At 71.2% G+C, this 24469-nt stretch carries 7 protein-coding genes; 5 read left to right on the top strand and 2 right to left on the bottom strand.

The features are described from left to right. Nucleotides 1-14624, bottom strand: a 14624-nt coding sequence (locus D7V88_RS19980) for a non-ribosomal peptide synthase/polyketide synthase (protein ID WP_120542246.1), incomplete at its 3' end; no start/stop codon positions are given. A gap of 397 nt (nt 14625-15021) precedes the next feature. Between D7V88_RS19980 and D7V88_RS19975 the strand changes: the two genes are divergently transcribed. Next, nucleotides 15022-16611 (top strand): MBL fold metallo-hydrolase, encoded by a 1590-nt coding sequence (locus D7V88_RS19975; RefSeq protein ID WP_120542245.1) that lies wholly within the window; start codon nt 15022-15024, stop codon nt 16609-16611. 69 nt (nt 16612-16680) lie between these two features. Here the strand turns inward: D7V88_RS19975 and D7V88_RS19970 are convergent, their stop codons facing one another. Beyond that, nucleotides 16681-18270, bottom strand: coding sequence for a S53 family peptidase (locus tag D7V88_RS19970; RefSeq protein WP_158625113.1), 1590 nt, complete (start codon nt 18268-18270; stop codon nt 16681-16683). Between the two features lie 163 nt (nt 18271-18433). Between D7V88_RS19970 and D7V88_RS19965 the strand changes: the two genes are divergently transcribed. From D7V88_RS19965 to D7V88_RS19950, 4 genes are all read left to right on the top strand, one after another. Continuing rightward, nucleotides 18434-20620 (top strand): TOMM precursor leader peptide-binding protein, encoded by a 2187-nt coding sequence (locus D7V88_RS19965; RefSeq protein WP_120542243.1) that lies wholly within the window; start codon nt 18434-18436, stop codon nt 20618-20620. A gap of 12 nt (nt 20621-20632) precedes the next feature. Beyond that, nucleotides 20633-22582: a B12-binding domain-containing radical SAM protein gene (locus D7V88_RS19960; protein ID WP_120542242.1), complete on the top strand. Its 1950-nt coding sequence runs from the start codon at nt 20633-20635 to the stop codon at nt 22580-22582. A 3-nt stretch (nt 22583-22585) separates the two neighbouring features. Continuing rightward, on the top strand, nt 22586-23743 hold the full coding sequence (locus D7V88_RS19955) for an amidohydrolase family protein (protein ID WP_120542241.1): 1158 nt from the start codon (nt 22586-22588) through the stop codon (nt 23741-23743). A 10-nt stretch (nt 23744-23753) separates the two neighbouring features. Next, nucleotides 23754-24469: hypothetical protein (locus D7V88_RS19950; RefSeq protein WP_208726378.1), on the top strand; the 716-nt coding region annotated here is incomplete at its 3' end.

Here is a 24469-nt window from a genome sequence, read left to right as displayed (position 1 = left end):
CACAGACCCACGCGCGAGCCCCGCCCCACGCCCAGCTTCATCAGCCGGTGCGCGAGCTGGTTCGCCCGCGTCTCCACCTGACGGTACGTCCGCTGCTCCCCAGCGAAGTCCAGCGCCACCGCGTCCGGAGTCCGCTCCACCTGCTCCGTCACCAGCGTGTGGATGCACTTCTCCCTGGGGTACGCTGTGCGCGTCGCGTTCCACGCCACCACCTGCCGCTGCCGCTCCTGCGCCGTCAGCAGTTCCAGCCGCCCCACCTTCGCGTCCGGGTTCGCGACGATGGCCGTCAGCAGCACCTCCAGGTGCCCCGACATCCGCTCCACCGTCCCCGCGTCGAACAGGTCGGTGTTGTACTCAATCGACCCGGAGAACCCCGCTGGCGTGTCCGACAGTGACAACGTCAGCTCGTACTTGGCCGTGCGGTCATCCGGGGGAATGGGACGCAGGGCGAGCCCGGGCAGCCGCTGTTCGGACAACGCGTCCTGCTGGAGCGCGAACATCACCTGGAACAACGGTGAACGGCGCAGGTCCCGCTCCGGACTCAGTGCGTCCACCAGCTTCTCGAACGGCACCTCCTGATGCGAGAAGGCGCCGAGCGTCGTCTCGCGCACCTGCGTCAGCACGTCGCGGAAGGTGGGCTCGCCGTCGAACCGCGTCCGCAGCACCAGCGTGTTGACGAAGAAGCCGATGAGCCCTTCCAGCTCCGTGCGGTCACGCCCCGCGACGGGCGTGCCTACGCTGATGTCGTCCTGCCCGCTGTAGCGCGACAGGAGCACCTGCCACGCCGCCAGCAGCAGCATGAACGACGTCACGCCCTCGCTCCGACCCAGGCTCCGCAGCGAGTCCGACAGCGCGGCGGGCAACGCGAGGGGCAGGCGTGCGCCCCGGAAGGATTGGACCGCCGGGCGGGGCCGGTCGGTCATCAGCTCCAGCGCGGGCGGTGCGCCTTCCAACTGCCGCGTCCACCACCGCAGTTGCGTCTCCAGCGCGTCCCCCTGCAACCAGCCCCGCTGCCATGCCGCGTAGTCCGCGTACTGGACCGGCAGCGCTGGCAGGGAGGGCGTCTGGGCCGCACGGAAGGACGCGTAGAGCGCGGTCAGTTCGCGCACCAGGACGCCCATGGACCAGCCGTCGGAGACGATGTGGTGCATCGTCAGCAGCAGTTCGTGCTGCTGCTCCGAGAGCCGCACCAGCGTCGTCCGCAGAAGGGGGCCTCGCGCGAGGTCGAACGGGCGACGGGCCTCCTCGCCCGCGATCCGCCGGGCCTCCACCTCTCGCTCCGCTTCGGGCAGCGCGGACAGATCCACGTGCGCCAGGGGCAGCTCGATGTCCGGCGACACGAGCTGGGCGGGGTGACCGTCCTCCGCGCGGATGAGGGTCCGCAGCGTTTCGTGACGACGGATGAGTTCCTGGAGGCCTCGCTCCAGCGCGGACGCGTCCAGCGTGCCCTCCAGCCGGACGGCGGCGGGGATGTTGTAGGAGGCGCTTCCGGGCTCGAACTGATCGATGAACCACAGGCGCTGCTGCGCGAAGGACAGCGGCGCCGCACCTTCCCAGTGCCTGGCGACCAGCGGCGGCCGACCCTCCGACGTGTCGCCACGCCGGGCATCGTCAATGCGCGTGGCCATCCGCGCGACGGTGGGCGATTCGAAGAGGGCCCGCAGCGGCAGCTCCACACCGAAGGCGGTGCGGATGCGCGAGATGGCCTGCGTCGCCAGCAGCGAGTGGCCACCCAGCTCGAAGAAGTTGTCCTGCGTCCCCACCCGTCCGATGCCAAGCACCTGAGCCCACGCGCCCGCCAGCACCTCCTCCGTCGGGGTCCTCGGCGCCACGTACGTGCCCGAGACTTCCACGCCCGCCTCTTGCGGCTCCGGCAGGGCCTTGCGAGCCACCTTGCCGTTGGCCGTGAGCGGGAGCACCGGCAATACGACGAAGGCCGACGGCACCATGTACTCCGGCACCGCGTCCTTCAGCGCCGAGCGCACGCTCGCGATGTCCAGGCCCTCGCCCACCACGTACGCCACCAGCCGCTTGTTCCCGGCGCCTTCGCCGCGCGCCACCACCACGCCCTCGCGCACGCCCTCGCAGCGGCCCAGCGCGGCCTCCACTTCCGCCAGCTCCACGCGGAAGCCCCGCACCTTCACCTGCGTGTCGCCACGCCCCAGGAACTCCAGCACGCCGTCCGCGCGCCACCGTGCAAGGTCTCCCGTGCGGTACATGCGGCTGTCCGCCCGTCCGAACGGATTGGGCAGAAAGGCCGCCGCCGTCAATTCAGGCCGGCCCAGGTAGCCGCGCGCGAGGCCGTCACCGGCCGCGTACAGCTCTCCCGCCACGCCCACTGGCACCGGCTGCCACTGCCCGTCCAGCACGTACACCTGCGTGTCACCAATGGGGCGGCCAATGGGCACCGTCGCGCCCACGGACTCCACTGTCTCCATGCGGTGGCTGCTCGTGAAGAGCGTACCTTCCGTCGGCCCGTAGCAGGCCGTCACCGTCACGCCCAACACCTCCAGCGCGCGCTTCACGTGCGGCGCCGACACCACGTCGCCACCCGTCAGGAGCTGCTTCACCCCTCGCAACCCTTCCAGGTTGCCCTCCACCATCTGCGTGAAGAGGCCCGCCGTCAGGTGCAGCACCGTGACGCCGTGGCGCTTGAGCACGCCTTCCATCTCCTTCACGTCACCCACGGGGACCGGCGGATAGACCACCAGCCGCGCCCCGTTGAGCAACGGGCCCCACACCTCCAGCGTCGATGCGTCGAAGGACACCGGCGCCACGAGCAGGAACGTGTCGTCCTCGCCCAGTCGCGCGTAGTTGGCGTCCAGGACCGTGCGCAGCACGCTCGAATGTTCCGTGCACACGCCCTTCGGCGTGCCCGTGCTGCCCGACGTGAAGTCCACGTACGCGAGGTTTCCGCCCCCCACGCCACTGTCCGGCGTGTGCGTCGGTTGGAGGGACAGGGCTTCGCCCAGCTCATCCACGCGCACGACGTCCAGGCCTTCCAGCGGCAGCCGCTCACCCAGCGCGCGCGTGGTCACCAACACCCGCGGGCCCGCTGCCGCGAGCATGAAGGCCAGTCGTTCGCGCGGGTAGTCCGCCTCCAGCGGCACGTACGCACCGCCGGCCTTGAGGATGCCCAGCAGCGCCACCACCAGCTCCACGCCGCGCTCCAGGCACAGCGCCACCCGCGACTCCGTCCTCACCCCTCGCGCACGCAGCAGGTGCGCGAGCTGATTGGCCCTCGCGTCCAGTTGCGCGTACGTCAGCTTCGCGTCCGCCGTCTCCAGCGCCACCGCGTCCGGGCGCCGCGCCACCTGCGCCGAGAAGATGTCTCCGATGCTTGCCTCGCGGGGATACCCGGAGGCGGTCTGGTTCCAATCCACCAGGAGGCGCTGCTTCTCCTCGGCGGACAGCATGCCCACCTCCCACACCCGTCCCGACTCCGCCGCCGCCGCCAGTCCCTCCACGGCCCGTTGCCACTGCCCCAGCAGCCGCTCGATGCCTTCCGCGTCGAAGCGCGGCATGTCGTACGCCAGCTTCAGCAGCAGCTCCCGGCCCGGGATGACCGACGCCGTCAGCGGATAGTTGCTGCGCTCGACGCCCCGCACGTCGCGAACGCCGAGCGGATTGCCCTGCGCCGCGAGCGACACGTCCAGGGGGTAGTTCTCGAAGACGAAGAGGCTCTGGAACAGCGGCGTGCCGCGCGGCACCTGGCTGAAGCCCTGCACCCGCACCAGCGAGTCGTGCTCATACGGACGGGACTCCGTGGAGCGGGCCTGCAGGTGTCGCAGCCACGAGATCACGGAGGCGTCGGCCGACACGCGCATGCGCACCGGCACGGTGTTGATGAAGAGGCCGGCGGCGTCCTCGGCTCCTGGCAACTCCGTGGGCCGTCCCGACACCGTGACGCCGAAGACGACGTCTTCCTCGCCACCGTGGCGCGACAACACCAGCGCCCACGCCGCCTGCACCAGCGTGTTCAGCGTGAGCTGCTGGCGTCGGGCGAAGGACTGGAGCGCGGCGGTGGAGCGTGCCGACAGGTGGAGCGAACGCTCGCCATGCCCTTCCGGCACGGGCGTGGAGGTTCCGGATTGCGTGTCGCGCGGAAGCAGGGTCGGGGCGTGGACGCCCTCAAGCTCCGCCCGCCAGAACGCCTCCGACCGGGCCGCGTCCTGCCGCGACAGCCACGCGACGTAGTCCCGGTAGTCGATACCCGAGGGCCCCTTCGGAAGCACCCGGCCCTGGACCCGCGCCTGATAGAGCGCGAAGACCTGCTTGAGCAGCAGGGCCATGCTCCAGCCGTCGATGACGGTGTGATGGAAGCTCCAGATGAACCGGTGGACGTTCGTGTCCAGCCGCACCAGCGCGATGCGCAGCAACGGACCTTCCGCGAGGTCGAAGCCCCGGGCCCGGTCCTCCTCCAGGAAGGTCTCCAGTTGCTGCCGCTGCGCCTCTTCCGTCTGGCCGCGCCAGTCGAGTTCGCGCCACGGCAGCACCACCTGCCGACGCACCACCTGCAACGGCGCCTCCAGCCCTTCCCAGAGGAACGTCGTGCGCAGCACCGCGTGCCGTGCCACCAGCTCGTCCCACGTACGCCGCAGCGCCTGCGTGTCCAGGGGCGCGTGGAAGGCCCAGGAGAGCTGCTCGAAGTACACGCCCGACTTCGGCGCCAGCAGCGCGTGGAAGAGCATGCCCTGCTGCATCGGCGACAGCGGGTAGATGTCCTCGAAGCCCTCCACCTTCGCCTGCACCTGCGAAAGCGTGCGCCCGTCCAGCTTCGCCAGCGGGAAGTCCGCCGGCGTGTACCTCGCCGCGTCCTCCGTCCGACGGCCCGCCACCAGCGTCCGCAAGGCTTCCGTGAACGCCCGCGCCAGCCCTTCCACCGTCGCTCGCGTGTGCAGCGCCTCGCTGTACGTCCACGTCACTTCCAGCCGGCCCCCCACCACCAGCCCATTCACCTCCAGCACGTGCCCGCGCTGCCCGCCCTCGCCCATCGCAGGGCCCGACGACTCCTTCGCCAGACTGAAGCCTCCAGTCCCCGTCGCCAGCGCGTCGAACTGCCCCAGGTAGTTGAAGGCCACCTCCGCCTTCGGGGCCTCCTTCAACTTCACCACCACCGACGCGGGGCCCTGGTAGCGCAACAGGCCGTAGCCCACGCCCTTGCCCGGCACCTGCCGCAGCGTGTCCCTCACCGCTCGCAGCGCGTCGCCTGACGTGCCCGCCTCCGGCACCTCCAGCACCACCGGGTACAGCGACGTGAACCACCCCACCGTCCGCGTCACGTCCGCGTCCGCGAAGAGCTCCTCGCGTCCGTGCCCCTCCACGTCCACCCGCACCCGAGACTGCCCCGTCCACCGCGTCAGCACGCGCGCCAGCGCCGACACCAGCACTTCATTCATCGTCGCCCGGTATGCACCAGGCACTTCCTGCAACAGCACCCGCGTCTCTTCCGCGTCCAGCCCCGCCACCACTCCGCGCGCGGACGCCACGCTGTTCTCGCCCGCCGTATCCACCGGCAGCGCCGGCACTTCACCCGGCTGCGCAAGCCACCACGCCGCTTCCTTCTCCAGCTCCGGCCCGCGCGCGTACGCCTCCAGCTTGCGCGCCCACGCCTGGAAGGACGTTGTCTTCGCCGGCAGCTCCACCGCTCGGCCTTCACGCCGCTGCGCGTACGCCGTGCCCAGGTCCTCCAGCAGCACGCGCCACGACACGCCGTCCACCACCAGGTGGTGCACCACCAGCAGCAGCCGCGACATCCGGCCCGCGCCGCGCTCCATCAGCAGCGCGCGCAGCAACAGGCCCTCTCGCAGATCAAAGCTCGACTGGGTCCGCGCCACCGCCTGCGCAAGCGCCCGGTCCTGATCCGCTTCGGACAGCGCGGACACATCCACCTGCTCCAACACCAGGGCCTTCTCCAGGCCGGCGTTGTGCTGCGTCCAGCCGGAGTCGCCGCGCGCGTAACGCATCCGCAGTGCGTCGTGGTGCGCCACCAACGCCCGCAGTGCATCCTCCAACCGCTCCGCCTCCACCCCTTCCTTCGCCTCCAGCAGCACCGCCTGGTTGAAGTGGTGCGCCTGCGGCAATTCCTTCTCGAAGAACCAACGCTGGATCGGCGTCAGCGACACCTCTCCTTCCACCAACCCCTGCTCGCCCACCGTCCCCCGGACCGACTCCACCACCTTCGCCAACTGCTCCACCGTCGGGTGCTGGAACAACTGCTTCGGCGTCACCTTCAGCCCTGCCTGACCCGCCTTCGCCACCACCTGGATGCTCAGGATGGAGTCCCCGCCCAGCGCGAAGAAGTTCTCGCGCACCCCTACCCGCTCCACTCCCAGCACCCGCGCCCACACTCCCGCCAGCGTCTCCTCGGTCCGGGTCCTCGGAGCCTCATAGGACTCGCTGGCCTCCGTGCTCGCCTCCGGCGCGGGCAGGGCCTTGCGGTCCACCTTGCCGTTCGACGACAGGGGTAGCGCGTCCAACACCACGAAGGCCGCGGGCACCATGTACTCCGGCAGCCTGGCCTTCAGCTCCGCACGCAATCCTTCCACCGAGACCCGCGCGTCCGCCTGTCCCACGACGTACGCCACCAGCCGCTTGATGCCCGGCGCGTCCTCGCGCACCACCACCACGCTCTCGCGCACGCCCTCGCACTGGCCCAGCGCCGACTCGACTTCGCCCAGCTCGATGCGGAAGCCACGCACCTTCACCTGGAAGTCCAGGCGACCCAGGTACTCGATGCTCCCGTCGGCCAGGATGCGTGCCTGATCTCCCGTGCGGTACAGCCGCGTCCCCGCGGGCCCGTGCGGATCAGGCACGAAGCGCTCCGCCGTCAGCGACGGGCGCCCCAGGTAGCCACGGCCCACCTGCACACCGCCGATGTACAGCTCACCCGCGAGCCCCACCGGCACCGGCTCCAGGGCCTCGTCCAGGATGAGGATTTGCGTGTTCGCCACCGGCCGCCCGATGGGCACGCTGCGCCGCCCGTCGTCGCGCTCGCAGGCCCAGAAGGTCACGTCCACCGCGGCCTCCGTGGGGCCGTAGAGGTTGTGCAGCGGCACGCCCAGCCGCTCCAGGCAGCGGTCCTTCAGCTCCAGCGGCAGCGCTTCGCCACTGCACACCACCCGCCGGAGCGCCGTGCACCGCTCCAGCCCCGCCTCCTCCAGGAACACCTGGAGCATCGACGGCACGAAGTGCAGCGTCGTGACGCCCTCGCGCGCCATCACGTCCACCAGATAGGCGGCGTCCTGATGGCCTCCGGGCCGCGCGACCAGCAGCCTCGCTCCGGTGATCAACGGCCAGAAGAACTCCCACACCGACACGTCGAAGCTGAAGGGCGTCTTCTGCAACACGACGTCCCTAGGCTCCAACCCGTAGGCCTCCTGCATCCAGAGCAGCCGGTTGCAGATGCCCGCGTGGGTGTTCATCGCGCCCTTCGGGCGACCCGTGCTGCCCGACGTGTAGATGACGTACGCCAGATGCTCCGGCCCGACTCCCGACACCACCGGCTCCGGGGACGACCGCTCCACCTGGGCCCAATCCGAGTCCAGGCACACCACGGGCGTGCTCCCCACGGAGAGGGCCTCCACCAGATGCCGCTGCGTGAGCAGCACCGCCACCGCCGAGTCCTCCACCTGATACGACAGGCGATCGGCCGGAGCCGACGGGTCGATGGGCACGTACGCGCCACCGGCCTTGAGCACGCCCAGGAGCGCGACCACCATCTCCAACGAGCGCTCCGCGCAGACGCCCACGCGCACCTCGGGCCCCACGCCGCGCTCCCGCAGGTAATGTGCGAGCTGATTGGCCCGGGCATCCAGCTCCCGGTACGTGAGCCGCAGGCCCTCGAAGTCTACCGCCACCGCGTCCGGCGTGCGCGCGACCTGGGCCTCCACCAACCCATGCAGCGTGACGTCGGTCGGGTAGTCGCGGTGCGTGGCGTTCCAGTCCACCAGCAGCAGGTGGCGCTCCGCGACCGACATCAGCGGCAGCGACTTCACCCGCGTCTCCGGGTGGGCCACGGCGGCCGTCAGGAGCACGTCCAGGTGCTCCGCCCACCGCGCCACCGTCGCCGCGTCGAAGAGGTCGGTGTTGTACTCCAGCGTGCCGGTGAAGCCGGAGGCCGCGTCGGTGAGCGACAGCTTCAGGTCGAACTGCGCGCCCGCGCCCTCCTCCTCCAGCATCCGCAGCGACAGCCCGGGCAGGCGCAGCTCCGGCAGCGGATCCTCCTGGAGCGCCAGCATCACCTGGAACAGTGGCGACCGGCTCAGGTCACGCTGGGGCTGCAACGCGTCCACCAGTTTTTCGAACGGCACTGCCTGGTGCGCGTACGCGCCCAGCGTCGTCTCGCGCACCTGCTGGAGCAGGTCCCGGAACGACGGGTCATCCCCCAGCCGCGCCCGCAGCACGAGCGTGTTCACGAACAGGCCGATGAGCCCGTCCAGCTCCGCGCGATCCCGCCCCGCGACCGGCGAGCCCACGAGCACGTCGTCCTGCCCCGCGTGGCGCGCCATCAACACCTGCCACGCCGCCAGCAGCACCATGAAGGGCGTCACGCCCTCGCGCCGGGCCAGCGCGCGCACGGCGTCCGTCAGGCCGGGCGACAGGTGCACCGGAAGCGTCGCCCCCGCGGCCGTCTGGACCACCGGACGCGGCCGGTCCGTCGGCAGCGCGAGCACGTGCGGCGCGCCCTCGAGCTTCGAGCGCCACCACGCGAGCTGCGCCTCCAGCGTCTCACCCTGGAGCCACGCCCTCTGCCACGCCGCATGGTCCGCGGGCTGGAGCGACAGCGGCGGCAGCGGCGACGCGTGCCCCGACACGAAGGCTTCGTAGAGCGCGGCCACGTCCCGCACCATCACCAGCATGGAGCCGCCGTCGGAGACGACGTGGTGCATGGTGAGCAGCAGCACGTGCCGCGTGGGCGCGCACTTCAGGAGCGTCAGGCGCAAGAGCGGCCCGCGCGCCAGGTCGAAGGGACGGCGCGCCTCCTCCGCCATCAGCCGCCGCACCTCGGCGCCCGCGTCTTCCAGCGCGGACAAGTCCCTGCCCACGAGCGGCATGCGCGAAGGCGCGGCCACGACCTGGAACGGCTGCCCTTCCGGCGCCACCAGCGTCGTGCGCAGCGATTCGTGCCGCTGCACCAGGGCCTCGAACGCACGCTCCAGCGCGGCCACATCCAGCGCGCCGTCCAGCTCCACGGCCACGGGGATGTGGTACGCGGGATTGCCCGGCTCCAACTGCTCCAGGAACCACAGGCGCTGCTGCGCGAAGGACGGCACGAGCGCGCCGTCGCGGGAGACGGCGCTCAGCGCGGGCCCCAGCACCCCGGCCTGACCCAGACGAAGGGCGTCGATGCGCGCCGCCAGCGCGCCCAGCGTGGACGCGTCGAACAGCTCGCGCACGGGAAGCTCGACCTGGAAGGCGGCGCGGACCGAGGACGACAGCCGCGTGGCCAGCAGCGAGTGACCTCCGAGCGCGAAGAAGTCGTCACGCAGCCCCACCGACTCCACGCGCAGCAACTGGCTCCACAGTCCCGCGAGCAGCACTTCCGTGGGCGTGCCCGGGGCGACGAAGCCGTGCTCCGCGCGCGGGGCCTCCGGTGCCGGCAGCGCGGCGCGGTCCACCTTGCCGTTGGGCGTGAGCGGCAGCGCGGCCAGCACCATCACGGACGACGGCACCATCGACTCCGGCAGCAGGCGCCGCGCGTGCTCCCGGAGCGCGGCCTCCGCCAGCGTCTGGCCCGGCTTCGCGACCACGTAGGCCACCAGCCGCGCGTCGCCCGGCACATCCTCGCGCGCGACGACCACCGAGGCCGCGACGCCCGCATGCTGAGCGAGGACGGACTCCACCTCGCCCGGTTCGATGCGGAAGCCCCGCACCTTCACCTGGTGATCCACGCGGCCCAGGAACTCCAGCGTGCCGTCCGTCCGCCACCGCGCGCGGTCGCCCGTGCGGTACAGCCGAGAGCCCGGCGCCCCGCCGAACGCATCCGGCACGAAGCGCTCCGCCGTCAGGTCCGGACGCCCCAGGTAGCCGCGCACCACACCGTCGCCCCCGATGAACAGCTCACCGGACACGCCCATCGGCACCGGCCGCAGGTGCGCGTCCAACAGGTGCAGGCCGGTGTTCGCCAGCGGCCTTCCCAACGACACCGTGCCGGAGCGCTCAGCCTCCACGCGATGCGTCGAGGACCACACCGTCGTCTCGGTGGGCCCGTACATATTGAGTAATACTGGAACCCGTGCCCGCAGGCGTGCCGCAAGCGCACCCGGAAGGGCTTCACCGCCCACCAGCATCTGCCCCAGCCCGCCGAGCGCCTCCAGCGCACGGGGCTCCTCCACGAGCGCGCGCGCATACGACGGCGTGCATTGCAGGTGCGTGGCCGCGTGACGCTCCAGCGCCTGGGCGAGCGCGACGGGCTCCAGCCCCACCGGCGCGAGCACCACCTGGAAGCCGCGCGTCCACGTCCAGAGCAGCTCCAGCACGGAGATGTCGAACGAGATGCTCGTCACCGCCAGCCAGGTGCCCGAGCGCGGCGACACATGCGCGTCCATCGCGCGGAAGAAGTTCATCACCGTCCGGTGCGGCACCAGCACGCCCTTGGGACGCCCCGTCGAACCGGACGTGTAGAGCACGTACGCGAGCGTTCCCGAGTCCGTCTCCCGAGGGGCCGCGTCAGGGAAGTCTCCGGCCGGCGACACACCCGCGTCCGAAGCCGCGTCCAACACCAGCCGCTGGCCCTCCGGAACGGAGAGCACGCCGTCCAGGTGGCGCGGCCCCACCAGCACCCGCGCGCCCGAGTCCTGCCACATGGACGCAAGCCGCTCCGCCGGGTACCCGGGATCCAACGGCAGGTAGGCCGCGCCCGCCTCCAGGATGCCGAGCAGTCCCACCGCCAGCTCCACTGAGCGGTCCACGCACAGGCCCACCACCGACTCCGGGCCCACGCCGCGCGCGCGCAGCTCCCGCGCCACCGCCCGCGCCCGCTGCCGCAGTTCGCGGTACGTCAGCCGGGTGTCCCCGACGATGAGCGCCACCGCGTCCGGCGTGCGGAGCACCTGCGCCGCGAACAGCGACGCGATGGTGGACTCCGACGGGAAGTCGGTGACGGGCCCCTGCGCCAGCGCCGACAGGTGCTTCGCCTCCGCCGCGTCCAACAGCGGCAACGCATCCACCCGGCGCGACGGATCCGCGACCGCTGCCTGGAGCAGCACCCGCAGGTGTCCGGCCAACCGGGCCACGGTGTCCGCGTCGAACAGGTCGCTGGCGTACTCCAGCCAGCCTTCCAGGCCCCGCGCGGACTCGGACAGCGACAGCGTCAGGTCGAACATCGCCGTGCCGGTGTGGACCTCCAGCAGGCGTGACTGGAGGCCGGGCAGCACCGGCGCGCCCACCTGCGCGCCCTGGAGGATGAACATCACCTGGAACAGCGGCGTGTGGCCCCGGTCGCGCACGGGCTGGAGCGCTTCCACCAGCTTCTCGAAGGGCACGTCCTGGTGCGCGTACGCCCCCAGCGCCGTGTCCCGCACCCGCTCCAGCAACTGCTGGAACGTGGGCGCGCCGGACAGCCGGGTGCGCATCACCAGCGTGTTGACGAAGAAGCCCACCAGCCCCTGGAACTCCGCGCGGGCGCGCCCGGCGATGGCCGTGCCCACGCTGACGTCGTCCTGCCCCGCGTGGCGCGCGAGGACGGCCTGGAAGCCCGCGAGCAGCACCATGAAGGGCGTCACCCCTTCACGCACCGCCAGCGCCTTCACCGCGTCCGTCAGCGCCTTGTCCAACACCAGCGGCAGGCGCTCACCGCGAACGTCCCGGACGACGGAGCGCGGCCGGTCCGTGGGCAGCTCCAGGAGCCGGGGTGCCCCCGTGAGCTGCTGCTTCCAGTACTTCAGCCGCGCGTCCAGCACCGCCCCGTCCAGCCCCTCGCGCTGCCAGTCCGCGAAGTCGGCGTAGCGCAGTGGAAGCAGGGGCAGAGGCGACGGCCGACCCTCGCGTCGCGCCGCGTACAGCGCGGACAGCTCGCGCACGAGCACCGCCATCGACGCGCCGTCCGACACCGCGTGGTGCATCACCAGCACCAGCACGTGCGTGCTCGGCTCCAACGTCAGCAGCGTGGCGCGCACCAACGGGCCCCGCGCCAGTTCGAACGGACGACGGGCTTCTTCCTGGGCCCGCAATGCCGCCGCAGACTCCCCTTCCGGCGCAGACAGGGACTCGAACGACACGCGCTCCAGCGGCAGCGCCGCATGCGGGGCGATGACCTGGAGCGGACGGCCGTCCTCCGCGCGGAAGGTGGTCCGCAGCGCTTCATGCCGTTCGGCGAGCGCCGCGAGGCTCTCCTCCAGCGCGACCACGTCGAGCGACCCTTCCAGCCGCACCGCCGCCGGCAGGTTGTAGGCCACGTCGCCCGGCGCGTACTGATCCAGGAACCACAGCCGCGCCTGGGAGAAGGACACCTCCCGGTCGCCCGTCACGTCCCGCCGACGCGGCGCGGTCCGCCCCGGCCCCTGCGCTTCGCGGAGCGCGACGAGCTGCCGTGCCAGGGTCGCGATGCTCGGTCCCTGGAGCATCATCTCCATGGGCACCGTCAGGCCCGTGCCGGTCGCCACCGCGTCCGCCAGCTCCACCGCCGCCAGCGAGTCCAGCCCGTAGCGCGTCACCGGCGCGTGAAGGTCCAGCTCCTCGCGCCGCACGCGCAGGTGCCGGGCCACCACGTCGCGCAGCCACGCCTCCAGCGCCTCCGCAGTTTCGGCGCTCGCCTTCGTCACCGGCGCCGCAGCCGGCGCGGTGCTCGCGCTCGACGAGGACGCGGAGCCTGTCGGCCCGGGGCCAGAGCCCGGACCGGAGCCGGAGGGCGGCTCGGGCGGCGGCTCCTTCCACGCCATCACCTCCTGCAACGTCCCGGTGAGGAACCCGGCGCGGCACGCATGCCGCTGCACCTTGCCACTGGACGTCTTGGGCAGGCTCCCCGGTTCGATGAGGACCACCGCGTACGCCTGCACCTCGTGCAGCTCCGAAAGCCGCTGCCGGATGACGCCGATCGCCGCGTCCGCCGCCTCGAACTGCTGGCGCAGGCCGCCCAGCTTGCGCACGTCGATCTCCTGCACGACGACCGCGCGCTCCTCGCCCCCCACGTCCACCGAGAACACCGCGCCGCCCCCAGGCCGCAGCGCCGGGTGGCCCACCTCCACCGTCGCCTCCATGTCCTGGGGGTAGTGGTTGCGGCCGCGCAGGATGATCAGGTCCTTGCGCCGGCCGGTGACGTACAGCTCGCCGTCGGGCCGCAGGAAGCCCAGGTCGCCCGTGCGCAGGTACGGCGGGGAGTCCTCGTGCGCGATGCGCGCCTGGAACGTGTCGTGGCTGGAGTCCTCACGGCCCCAATAGCCCGTGGCCACGCTCGGGCCGGACACCCAGATTTCGCCCACCCGCCCGGGCTCGCGCCGTTCGAGCGTCTCCGGATCCACGATGGCGATGCGCTGATCCAGGATGGTCTGCCCGCAGCTCACCAGCGTCCGAGCCCCCGCGGCGTCCGCTCGGGCCTCCTCCGCGCGGTGCTGCTCCAGCGCGCTGGCCGACAGGGTCATCAACAGCGGCGGCGCCGACTTCTGGCCTCCGGAGGCGATGAGCGTCCCTTCCGCCAGCCCATAGCAGGGGTAGAACGCCTCGCGCTTGAAGCCGCTGGGGCCGAACGCTTCCATGAAGCGATCCAGCGTCTCCGGGCGGATGGGCTCCGCCCCGGTGAAGGCGACCTCCCAGCGGCTCAAGTCCAGCGCCTGGCGCTGTTCGGGCGTGCTCTTCCTCACGCACAGGTCGAAGGCGAAGTTGGGCCCTCCGCTGACGGTGCCCCCGTAGCGGCTCACCGCCTCCATCCACGCCATGGGCCGCTTGAGGAAGCTCAAGGGCGACATCAGCACCGCGGGGTAGTTGCCGAACAGCGGCTGCATGATGCCGCCGATGAGCCCCATGTCGTGGTACGGCGGCAGCCAGATGACGGCCACGCTGTCCGTGCGCGTCTCGAAGGCGTGGTGGATGAGCCCCAGGTTGTGCAGCAGGTTCCCGTGCGTGAGCATCACCCCCTTGGGGGTGCCCGTGGAGCCGGACGTGTACTGGAGGAACGCCAGCGAGTCGGACTTCAGCTCCGGCGCCTTCCAGGAGCCCGCCGCGTCCGTGGGCAAATCGTCCGTCGCCAGCCACTTCACGCCCCGCAGCTCCGGGGCCTGCTCGAACAGGAACTCCGCCATCGACAGCACGAACGACGTCGTCAACACCACCGTCGCGCGCGCATCCTGGATGATGGCCCGGAGCCTGGGCAGCGTGCGCTCCAGCCGCGACGGATCCGGCGGATACGCGGGCACCGCCACCGCCCCCGCGGCCAGGCACCCGAAGAACCCCGCCACGTAGTCCAGCCCGGGCGGATACAGCAGCACCACCCGCTCCCCGGCCCCACCGTGCTCCTGCAACAAGGCGCCAATCGCCCGGGCCCGCTCGCGCAACCCCGCGAACGTCAGCACCGTCTCCTCACCCTCCTCCACGAAGGTGTAGAGCCGCCTCTCCTCCCCCTCCCGGGCCCTCTCATCAATGAGGTCCAGCAAGGTCGCGAAGGCCGGCCTGTGGCTCGCCAAAAGCATGATGGACTTCCTCTGGATGGTTGGCGGTGCTGGACCTGAACCGGGGGGGCACGGTCCGACCCACGCACAATGCGTCGAATTGTATCCGCAAAAAAACTCAGCGAGAAATGCGATGCCGGTGCTTCTTGATTTTCTCCAGGAACCTGTCTGCGAACTCAAAGACAGCCCCGCGTTCCCCGGAAATGGGTGATAGAAATCCCCCGCGTGAAACAGGAAAACAGCGAAGTCGTTGAGCCTGGCGGGCGGTTACCGCCTTGAAGTCACCGAGGGAATCATCAACATTGGCGGGACGCGAGCGCCTCCGGAGGAAGCCGGATGCCTGCTCCCCCTCACTGGCAGCAACATCCCATCCGCTCCGGGTCAGGAAGTCCCCGGGCGGCACCCGCGAGACCTCCTCATGCTCGAGCGTCCCATGTACCTGAAGCCTGATGTCGCCATCGAGCCACTGTTCAACCAGTGGTACGTCTGGTGGTACCTGCTGTCGCCCGCGACGGCGCCGCTGTTCGTCTCCCGCCTGCACCTGAAGCTGATGCAGTCGTTCGTGGCGAACCCGGACGTGCACGTGGCAGCGCTCCAGAATCCGGCGCTGATGGGCGGGCCCTTCATCAACCACCCCGTGTCGCGCGTGGGGGACGTGAAGGCGCTGCTGGACCGCACCACGAAGGAGCACGCGGACTTCCTGGCCTACACCAAGGCCCTGGCGGACCTGGAGCAGTTGCTCGCCAGCTCCAAGGGTGAGTCGCTGGAGCCGCTCTACGCGAAGGTGCCGGACATGCTCCGGGGCTACGTGGAGCTCACGTACGACCTGGCCCACCGGGCCAACGCCCGCATCATGGAGCCGCTGCTCTACCGCAGCAGCCTCTACAAGGAATCGTCGCAGAGCGTGTCGCTGATGCGCGTCACCGGAGACGCGCGCAAGTACGTCTTCAGCACGCCCCGGCTCGAAGGGGACACGCCGCTGTGGCTCCAGGTGCCCTTCCGGCACGAGGGCCTGGACGCCCTCTTCCGCATGCGCCACACGCCGGGCAACCCCGGGCAGGTGGCGGAGATGCTGGGCGTGCCGTCCTCCGCGGCGGACGCGTTCGCGGACCTCTTCACGGACGTGGCGCCCCGCAAGCCGGAGCCCTACACCGGCCCGGGCGTGCGCGTGCGCTACTTCGGCCACGCGTGCGTGCTGATGGAGACGCGCGAGGTGTCCGTCCTCACCGACCCCGTCATCAGCTACGAGTTCCCCACCGAGCAGCCGCGCTTCACCCACGCGGACCTGCCGGAGAAGATCGACTACGTCCTCATCACCCACGGCCACGCCGACCACCTGATGATGGAGACGCTCATCCAACTGCGTCACCGCATCGGAACCATCGTCGTGCCTCGCGCCAACGCGTTCTCGCTGGCGGATCCGTCGCTGCGCCTGATGCTGGAGAAGACGGGCTTCCGCAACGTCGTCGAAATCGATGACCTGCAGGAGATCCGCATCCCCGGCGGGTCGCTGATGGGCATCCCCTTCATCGGCGAGCACAGCGACCTGTCCGTGCAGGCGAAGACGGCGCACCTGGTGAAACTGGGCGGCCGCGCGATGCTGATGGCCGCGGACTCCAACGCGCTGGAGCCCCGGATGTACGAACACCTCCAGGAGCTGGTGGGCCCGCTGGACGCGCTCTACCTGGGCATGGAGTGCGAAGGCGGCCCGATGAGCTGGATGTACGGCCCGCTGCTCAGCAATCCGCTGCCGCGCAAGATGGACCAGTCGCGCCGGCTCAACGGCTCCGACTCCGCGCGCGCCACGGAGATCCTCAACCACCTGAAGCCGCGCGAATCCTTCGTCTACGCCATGGGCCAGGAGCCCTGGCTGCGCCACGTCATGGTGCTCCAGTACGACGAGACGGCGCCCCAGATGATCGAATCGAACAAGTTCCTGGAGGTCTGCCGCGGCCGGAACATCCCCGCCGAGCGGCCCTTCCTGCGCATGGAGCGGGTCCTCGAGTAGCGCGGGGATTCAGCCGGGTGGGGGCGGCCCGCGAAGAATCGCCGCCCCCTCTCCGACGGCTCCCGTCCGTCAGGCCTCGCGGCCCTGGAGCTTGAGCAGGCCCGCGAGCAGCGCCTCGCCGTCCGGCGTGCCCAGGCCGGTGCAGGCGTTCCACACGGCCCCCTCGCTGGCGAAGTACGCGCCATTGCCGCCCTGGGTGATGCGGTTGACGACGGGCTCGCCCTGGCCAACCAGCGCATACAGACGGGGGTTGAGGAAGCCCACGCGCGCGCCCAGCCCCTCGTTGATGAGGGTGACGAGCGCGGCCCACATCGGCGCGGCGGCGCTGGTGCCCGCGGCGACACCCTGCTGTCCCTTGAAGACGATTTGATAGCCGGTGTGCAGGTCGGCGTTGGCCGCCACGTCGGGCACGCCCCGCCCCGGCGTCCTCGACACCCTCTGGAAAACGCCGTCCTTCCAGGTGGTGTGCACCTGCACGGGCACGGGCATGCCACGCTGATACGCAGGCAGCGCGTTCATCGTGCTCACCCCGCCGCTGCTCGCGCCTGCCGACACCGTGAAGCCCAGGGCGCCCATGGACATGGCTTCCCCCAGGCGGTTCCACACGTGCTCGTGGACGATGCGGTCCCCGTCGGCCTGGAGCGTCGTGCCGCCGCAGCCCAGCACCAGCGCGCTCGCGGCGGGATAGCTGGGGGCGGCCAGGGTGATGGCGTCCGTGGGCGAGCCGCCCTGCACGGGCACCTGCGAGCCCAGGTCCCCGGAGGCCGCGCACACGGTGATGCCCAGCAGCGCCGCTTCCTTGAAAAGCCGCTCGAAGGCGGCCTCCTCTTCGGCCTGGATGAGGGAGCCTTCGTAGAAGGACCAACTGCTGGTCAACACCGACGGCCGGTTCGTCCGGTCGCTGATCGCCATGGCGAAGACGCGGTGGTAGTCGCCGAGCGAGTAGTCCTTCGAGCCCGCGTTGTAGACGACGACGCGCGCCTGGGGACACACCGCGGACACCAGCTCCACGTCCATGGTGACCTCCGCGTTGGAGCTGACGCTCGGGCCCGGCTTGTTGGGCCCCACGTTCACCGGCGCCTCGCGCGTCACGCCCATCCAGGAGAGGTATTCGGTGAGGTCCGAGGTCCGGTAGCCGCCCGTGAGTTCGATGATGCCCACGCACTGGCCCGCGCCCTGCGTCGGGGGATAGCGGTAGAGGCGCGCCACCTGCGGGGCCGGATATGAGCGCAGCCCGGACTGCTCCGGCGGCTCCACGGGGACGGGCAGGGACGCCGAGCTGTGGGTGACCCGGGGGCGCGTGTCCAGGCCGAACACCCACTCCACGATGTCGCGCAGGGAGCGCGGCAGCACCAAGCGCTTCGTGTGGAACAGGAACGACAGCTTGCCCTGCTGGTAGCGCTTGAGGTCCACACCGAAGGCCTTGCGGATCGCGGCGGGCGAGCCTTCCAGGCGCACGAAGCCCCGGTCGCGCTGCACGGAGAGGACACGCAGGCGGAAGGCCTTCGCGAAGCGCTCCACGGCGGACAGGTCCTTCTTCGCCGTGCCGTACTTCGCCTCGAACTCCTCATGGGTGAGCGGGCGGCTCGGGGGCACCGCGCATAGCTGCTCCACGGTGGGCAGGGGCACGCCAGGGCGCAGCACCAGCGTGACCTCCACGGGGCCCTCGAGGGCACGGACCCGGAGGGGCAAGGGGAAGGGAAACGCTCGCTCGCGCTGCGCCGGGGGAGGACGGGCCATGCGCGATTTTCTACCACGCACCTCCCCACGCCCCCGGTCGTATCCACCGCCACGCGTGACAGGTAGGCTCGCGTACCCGCCCATGAACCGAGTCCTCCGCCTCAAGCCCCACCTGCGCGCCGAGGCGCTCGATGCGCGGCGCGTCTTCCTCGTCGGGGAGCGCGCCCAGTTCCTGCTGGAGGGCACAGCGCACGCGAGCGTCGTGCCCCTGCTGGACGGGGAGCGCACCGTGGCCCAGCTCGTCGCCGCGCTGGAGGGCCAGATCTCCGCGCCGGAGGTGCTCTACGTGCTGTCGCTCCTGGAGGAGCGTGGGCACGTGGAGGAAGCGGAGGACGTGTTCGACGCGGAGGTCGCCGGCTTCTGGGAGTCGCTGGGCATCGACGCGGCGCACGCGGCCCGACGGCTGCTGGACACGCCCGTTGCCGTGCGCGCCGTCGCGGGTGAGGACGCCGAGCGGTTGGTGGACGCCCTGCGCGACACCGGCCTGGACGTGCGCGAGGACGCGGCCCGCCACATCCTGCTGGTGGACGACTACCTGTCACCGGAGGCGCTCGCACTCGCGCGAGCGGCCCGGAGCGCCGGGGCCGCGTTCCTTCCGGTGAAGGTCGTGGGCACCGCCTGCCATGCGGGCCCGGTGTTCGCCCCCGGAGACGGCGCGTGCTGGACGTGCCTCACCTCGCGCCTGCGCGGCAACCGCCCCATCGAGCAGTACCTGGCGCGGCGGGGCGAGGGGATGCGGCCCGCACGGACCGGACTGCCGACGACGGCGCAGGCGGGGCTGTCCTTCGCGGCGACGCTCGTGGCGCGCTGGGTGGTGGAGGCAGAAGCGCAGGAGGCGCGGCACACGCGGCTGTGGACGCTCGACTTCGCCACCTGGAAGCTGGACTCGCACGCGGTGACGCGGCGTCCCCAGTGTCCGGACTGCGGCGACCCCACCTGGATGGCGACGCGTGCCCATCAGCCCCTGGAGCTGGCCTCACGCCCCAAGCGCTTCACCGACGATGGCGGGCACCGCGTCCTCACGCCCGAGGAGACCTGGGAGCGCCACCGCCACCTCGTGAGCCCGGTGACGGGCGTGGTGAGCGACCTGCGCGCGGTGCCAGGGGACGCGCCACTGGGCCACATCCAGTCCGCCCTCTTCCGCGTGTGTCCCTGGACGGACGCGCCGGCCTCCGACGACTTCCACCGCGTGGCCAGCGGCAAGGGGCGCACCGAAGCCCAGGCCCGCGCGGGCGCGCTGGGCGAGGCCCTGGAGCGCTACAGCGCCGTGTTCCAGGGCGACGAGCCCCGCGTCCACGCCACCGCTTCGTCCCTGGGGACGCAGGCCGTGCTCCCGGACGTGCTCCAGCACTTCAGCGCCGCGCAGTTCGCGAAGCGGCCCGACGGTGCAGTCCCCCACCGCGACGCGCGCACCGCGGTGCCCCGCCCCTACGCGGATCAACCGATGGACTGGAGCCCCGCGTGGTCGCTCACGCACGGCGCGCGCCGGTACGTGCCCACGTCGTTCGCGTACCTCTGCACGCCCACGCCCGCGCAAGGCCCCTTCTGCTTCTTCAACTCCAACGGGAACGCGGCCGGCAACTGCGTGGAGGAGGCCATCCTCCAGGGGTTCCTGGAGCTGGTGGAGCGCGATGCGGTGGCGCTCTGGTGGTACAACCGCCTGCGCCGTCCGCGGGTGGAGCTGCAAAGCTTCGACGAGCCCTGGTTCACGTCGGTGGAGGCGCACTACCGGACGCTGGGACTGCGGCTGTGGGTGCTCGACCTCACGCACGATCTGGGCATCCCGGTGTTCGCCGCGCTCGCGTGGTCCCCGGAGCGCGGGCGGGCCTGGGCCGGGTGCGGCTGTCACTTCGACGCGAAGCTCGCCGTGCAGCGCGCGCTCACGGAAGTGGCCCAGTGCTACGACCCGAAGGACACATCCGCGTCGCCCTGGGACATGGGCGCGCACGCGGACCCCTCGTGGCTCTTCCCCGACGAAGCAGCCCCGGTGCGCGTCCGCTCCGACTTCCCACGCGTGTGGCATGACGACCTGCGTGAGGACGTGACGGAGTGCGTCGCGCGCGCCGCACGCGCGGGCCTGGAGGTGTTGGTGGTGGACCAGGGGCGTCCGGATGTGGGCATGTCGGCGGTGAAGGTCATCGTGCCGGGCCTGCGACACTTCTGGCCCCGCCTGGGCCCCGGCCGGTTGTATGACGTGCCGGTGCGGATGGGCTGGTTGTCCGTGCCGCTGACCGAAGCACAGCTCAACCCCGTGCCCTTCTACTTCTGAGCGCTTGCCCGCGTGTCGCCCTCCCCTCCCAAGCCCCGCATCCTGCTCGTCCAGTGCGGACCGGACCGACGCCACGTCGACCGGGAGACGGAGGACTTCGACCCCGAGCGCGGACTGGTGAAGCGCGCGACGATGACGCCGCTGGCCTGCGCGACGCTCGCGGCGCTGACGCCCGACACCTTCACCGTGGACATCTGGGACGAGGAGCTGCACGGACAGCTCCGCGTGGACACGGAGCTCGAGGACTACGACATCGTCGGCGTGTCGGTGATGTACTCCGCCCTCACCTATCAGGCGCGCTTCCTGGGCGGCTTCTTCCGCGACCGGGGCGCCACCGTGGTCGCCGGAGGCCCCGCCGTCTCCGCCGCGCCAGAGGACTACCGGGGCTTCTTCGACGCGCTCTTCGTCAACGAAGCGGAGCGCACCTGGCCGCGCTTCCTCGCGGACTACCTCCAGGGCGAGTACGCGCCCGAGTACCGGCAGATCGACAAGCCCGCGATGAGCGAGAGCCCTCCGCCGCGCTGGGACGGCATCGCCGCGGACCTCCCGCGCTACGCCTGGGGCTCCGTGCAGACGACGCGCGGCTGCCCCTTCGACTGCTCCTTCTGCGACGTCATCTACCTGTACGGCCGCAAGCAGCGGCACAAGCCGGTGGCCCAGGTGCTGGACGAGGTGCGCGGCCACGCGGCACTCGGTGCGGAGGGCGTGTTCTTCGCGGACGACGAGTTCATCGGCGACGCGGGCTACGCGAAGGAGGTGCTCGCGGGGCTGGTGCCCCTCAACCGCGCCCTGCCCCGCCCGCTGCGCTTCTTCACCCAGGTGACGATGAACCTGAGCCGCGACGCGGCGCTGCTGGAAGGCATGGCGGACGCCAACTTCTACACCGTCGTGCTCGGCATCGAATCCTTCGACCCCGCCGCGCTCAAGGAAGCGCAGAAGCACCAGAACGTGCGCGCGGACCTCATCGGCGACCTGCTGAAGATCCAAGCGCACGGCATCGGCCCACGGGGCAGCTTCATCGTCGGGTTCGACCACGACACGCCCGCGGTGTTCGACTCGCTGCACGCCAACATCCAGCGCTCGCACCTGCCGTGGGTGGTGGTCGCGCCCCTCCAGGCGCCGCGTGGCACCAAGCTGTGGACGCGGCTGCGCGCGGAAGGCCGGCTCGCCACGCCCCGCAAGGCGCCCTCGCGAGACCGGGGCGCCATCGTGCTCAACGTGATGCCCCTGGGCATGACGCGGCCCCAGTTGCTCGAAGGGTTCCGCGACCTGGTGGAGCGGCTGTCCACGTGGGATGCGGCCTGCGAGCGCATCCGGGGCTTCATCGCCGGCATCCAGCGTCCGCCCCAGGTGGTGGAGCCGGAGTGGCCGGAGGCCGTCACCGACCGCTTCCTGCGCGAGGCCACCGACGCGTGGGCCCTGAGCACCAACGAGCGCACGGCCGTGGGCGACACGCTGCGGGAGGTCCGCCGCACCGCGCCCACGATGCTGCCGCGCACGGTGTTCTTCCTCGCGCGCAACCAGAACGAGCGCCGTCGCCATGAGCGCCTCTTCACCGACTTCGACGCCGTGCTGGACGCGGAGCGCAAGGGCGACTTCGTCCCGGACACGCAGCCCGTCTACGTGCCCGCCACCTTCGCCACCGCGATGCGCGACGTGTTCCCGGACCTGTACGTGCGCCTGAGCCGCGACCTGCCCGACCGCCGCGACGTGCCCGAAGCGTCACGCGAGGTGCTGGTGGACTTCGTCTCCCGCTGGGGCGAGGGCTTCCAGGCGATTGAGCCGCAGCACCACGAGTTCCTGCGCGAGCTGTGCGACGCGGCGGTGGCGGCGCGCGGCGGACAGCCCGGGGCCATGGAGGCCGACGAGGACCAGGCCCTGCGCGCCCAGGCCCGCCGCACGGGCCTGCTGGAAGCACTGCTCAAGGACGTTCGCGACGAGCTCGCGAGCTGGGGACGGTGAGCGATGCGTGACGGCCTCCCCATCTTCGACGCGGATCGTCACGTCCTGGAACCGCTCAGCCTGTGGGCGGAGCACCTGGAGCCCGCGCTGCGAAAGCACGCGCCCCGGCCGGGACGCCTCCCGGATGAGTCCCTCCAGGAGCGGCTGGAGCGGCTGGGCCCCCAGGGCCTGTTGCCGGTGCAGCCCCTGCCGGAGGTGGACGGCAAGCCGCTGTGGAACCACATGCCGGAGCGAGCCTGGTTGCAGTTCTCCGCGCGCTCGTACCAGCAGTTGGGGCGCAATGAACTCCTGGCGCGGCCGGACGTGTACCTGGCGGAGATGGACCGCACGGGCGTGGACCGGGCGGCGCTCTTCCCCACCTACGCGCTGCTGCTGGAGGGCTTCTGGCCGCTCAAGCCGCGCGTGGCCTCCGCCTTCGCGTCCGTCTACAACACGTGGCTGCACGGCTTCTGCGCGCTGAACCCGGAGCGCCTGCGAGGCGTGGGCCTCATCAGCCGGCACGAACCGGAGGCCATGGTGGCGGAGGTGCGACGCGTGGCGGGCTTCGGCTGGGGCGCGGTGATGGTGCGGCCCAACCCCATTGGCGGCCGGCTGCTGTCCGACGCGGCCTATGAGCCGTTCTGGACCGAGTGCGAGGCCCGCTCCATCGCCGTGGTGCTGCACGGAAGTGGACATGTCTACGTGCCCTCCGCGGGCGCGGACCGCTTCGACACGCGCTTCGCCAACCACGCCTGCGCCCACCCGATGGAGCTGATGATGGGACTGCTCGCGCTCCTCCAGGGCGGCGTGCTGGAGCGCCACCCCGCCCTGCGCATCGGCGCGATGGAGGCCGGATGTGGCTGGCTGCCCTACTGGTCCTGGCGCCTGGACGAGGAGTACCGCGCCGTAGGTGCCGAGGTCTCCGCCACCATCCGACAACCTCCATCCGCCTACTTGCGTCACCACTGCTTTGTTTCCGTGGAGCCGGATGAGCCCTACCTGCCTGACATGATGCGACATCTGCCGGAAGAGCGACTGTTGTTCGGAAGCGACTTCCCACATCTGGACCATGAGGAGGACGTGTTGGGTTCCCTGCTGTCCTTGCGTGACCGGATACCCGAAAGTCGTCTACGAAAGGTTCTCTGGGAAAACCCGACCCGGTTCTACGGTGGGGAACCGTGAGGCCGCTCGAATGAGATTGTCGCTCGCCGAAGGCGTCACGCTGCGTTGCCTCGAAGCGGAGGACGCGCGCGTGGAAGGTCAAGGTCGCTCACTGCGGCTGGGCCTGCTGGCCCCGGGTGTGCGCGCCGTCTTCGAATCGCTCGCGGACGGAGGCATCCAGGAGACGGAGGTGCCGGCCGCCGCGGGCACGGACGCGTCGCTCGCGTGGTACTGGCTGGACCTGGCCGGGGATGGCGGCCTGCTGTCGTGGACGGTGGAGGAGCGCGGCAACCTGCTCATGACGCTGACGCCGGCCTCCGCGTCCTTCCTGCGGCGCCGTGCGACGTTCGACGCGCTGGTGCCGCTGCAGTTGTCCCGCTTCGCGCACACGCGCATGGCGGCGGGACACGCGGTGCTGGACTGTCCCACCGTGCACGCGACGGCGGCGCTGCATGACCGGCGCGTGGTGTCGCTCCTGTTCGACATGGCGCGCCCCACGCTGCTGGCGCGGCTCAACCAGTTCAACACCGGCATCGAAGCCGTGACGCTGCGAGAGCTGGTGCGCCTGCTGGCGGAGACGGGCATCCTCGTGCCGGACGGACTGGACGTGCCGGCATCGGAGGCCACGCTCACCGCCCTGCGCCAGTGGGAGCCGCACGACCTGCTCTTCCACCTGCGCTCACGCGGATGGGGCCACCAGACGCGCGCGGGCGCCACCTACCGCTTCCGGGGGGAATTGCCCAACCC

Origin of the sequence: Corallococcus terminator, from assembly GCF_003611635.1 — a bacterium.
In the GTDB taxonomy this organism is placed as follows: Bacteria; Myxococcota; Myxococcia; order Myxococcales; family Myxococcaceae; genus Corallococcus; species Corallococcus terminator.
Note: the sequence above shows the minus strand (reverse complement) of the source record. Positions and strands in the feature narration are given on the sequence as shown.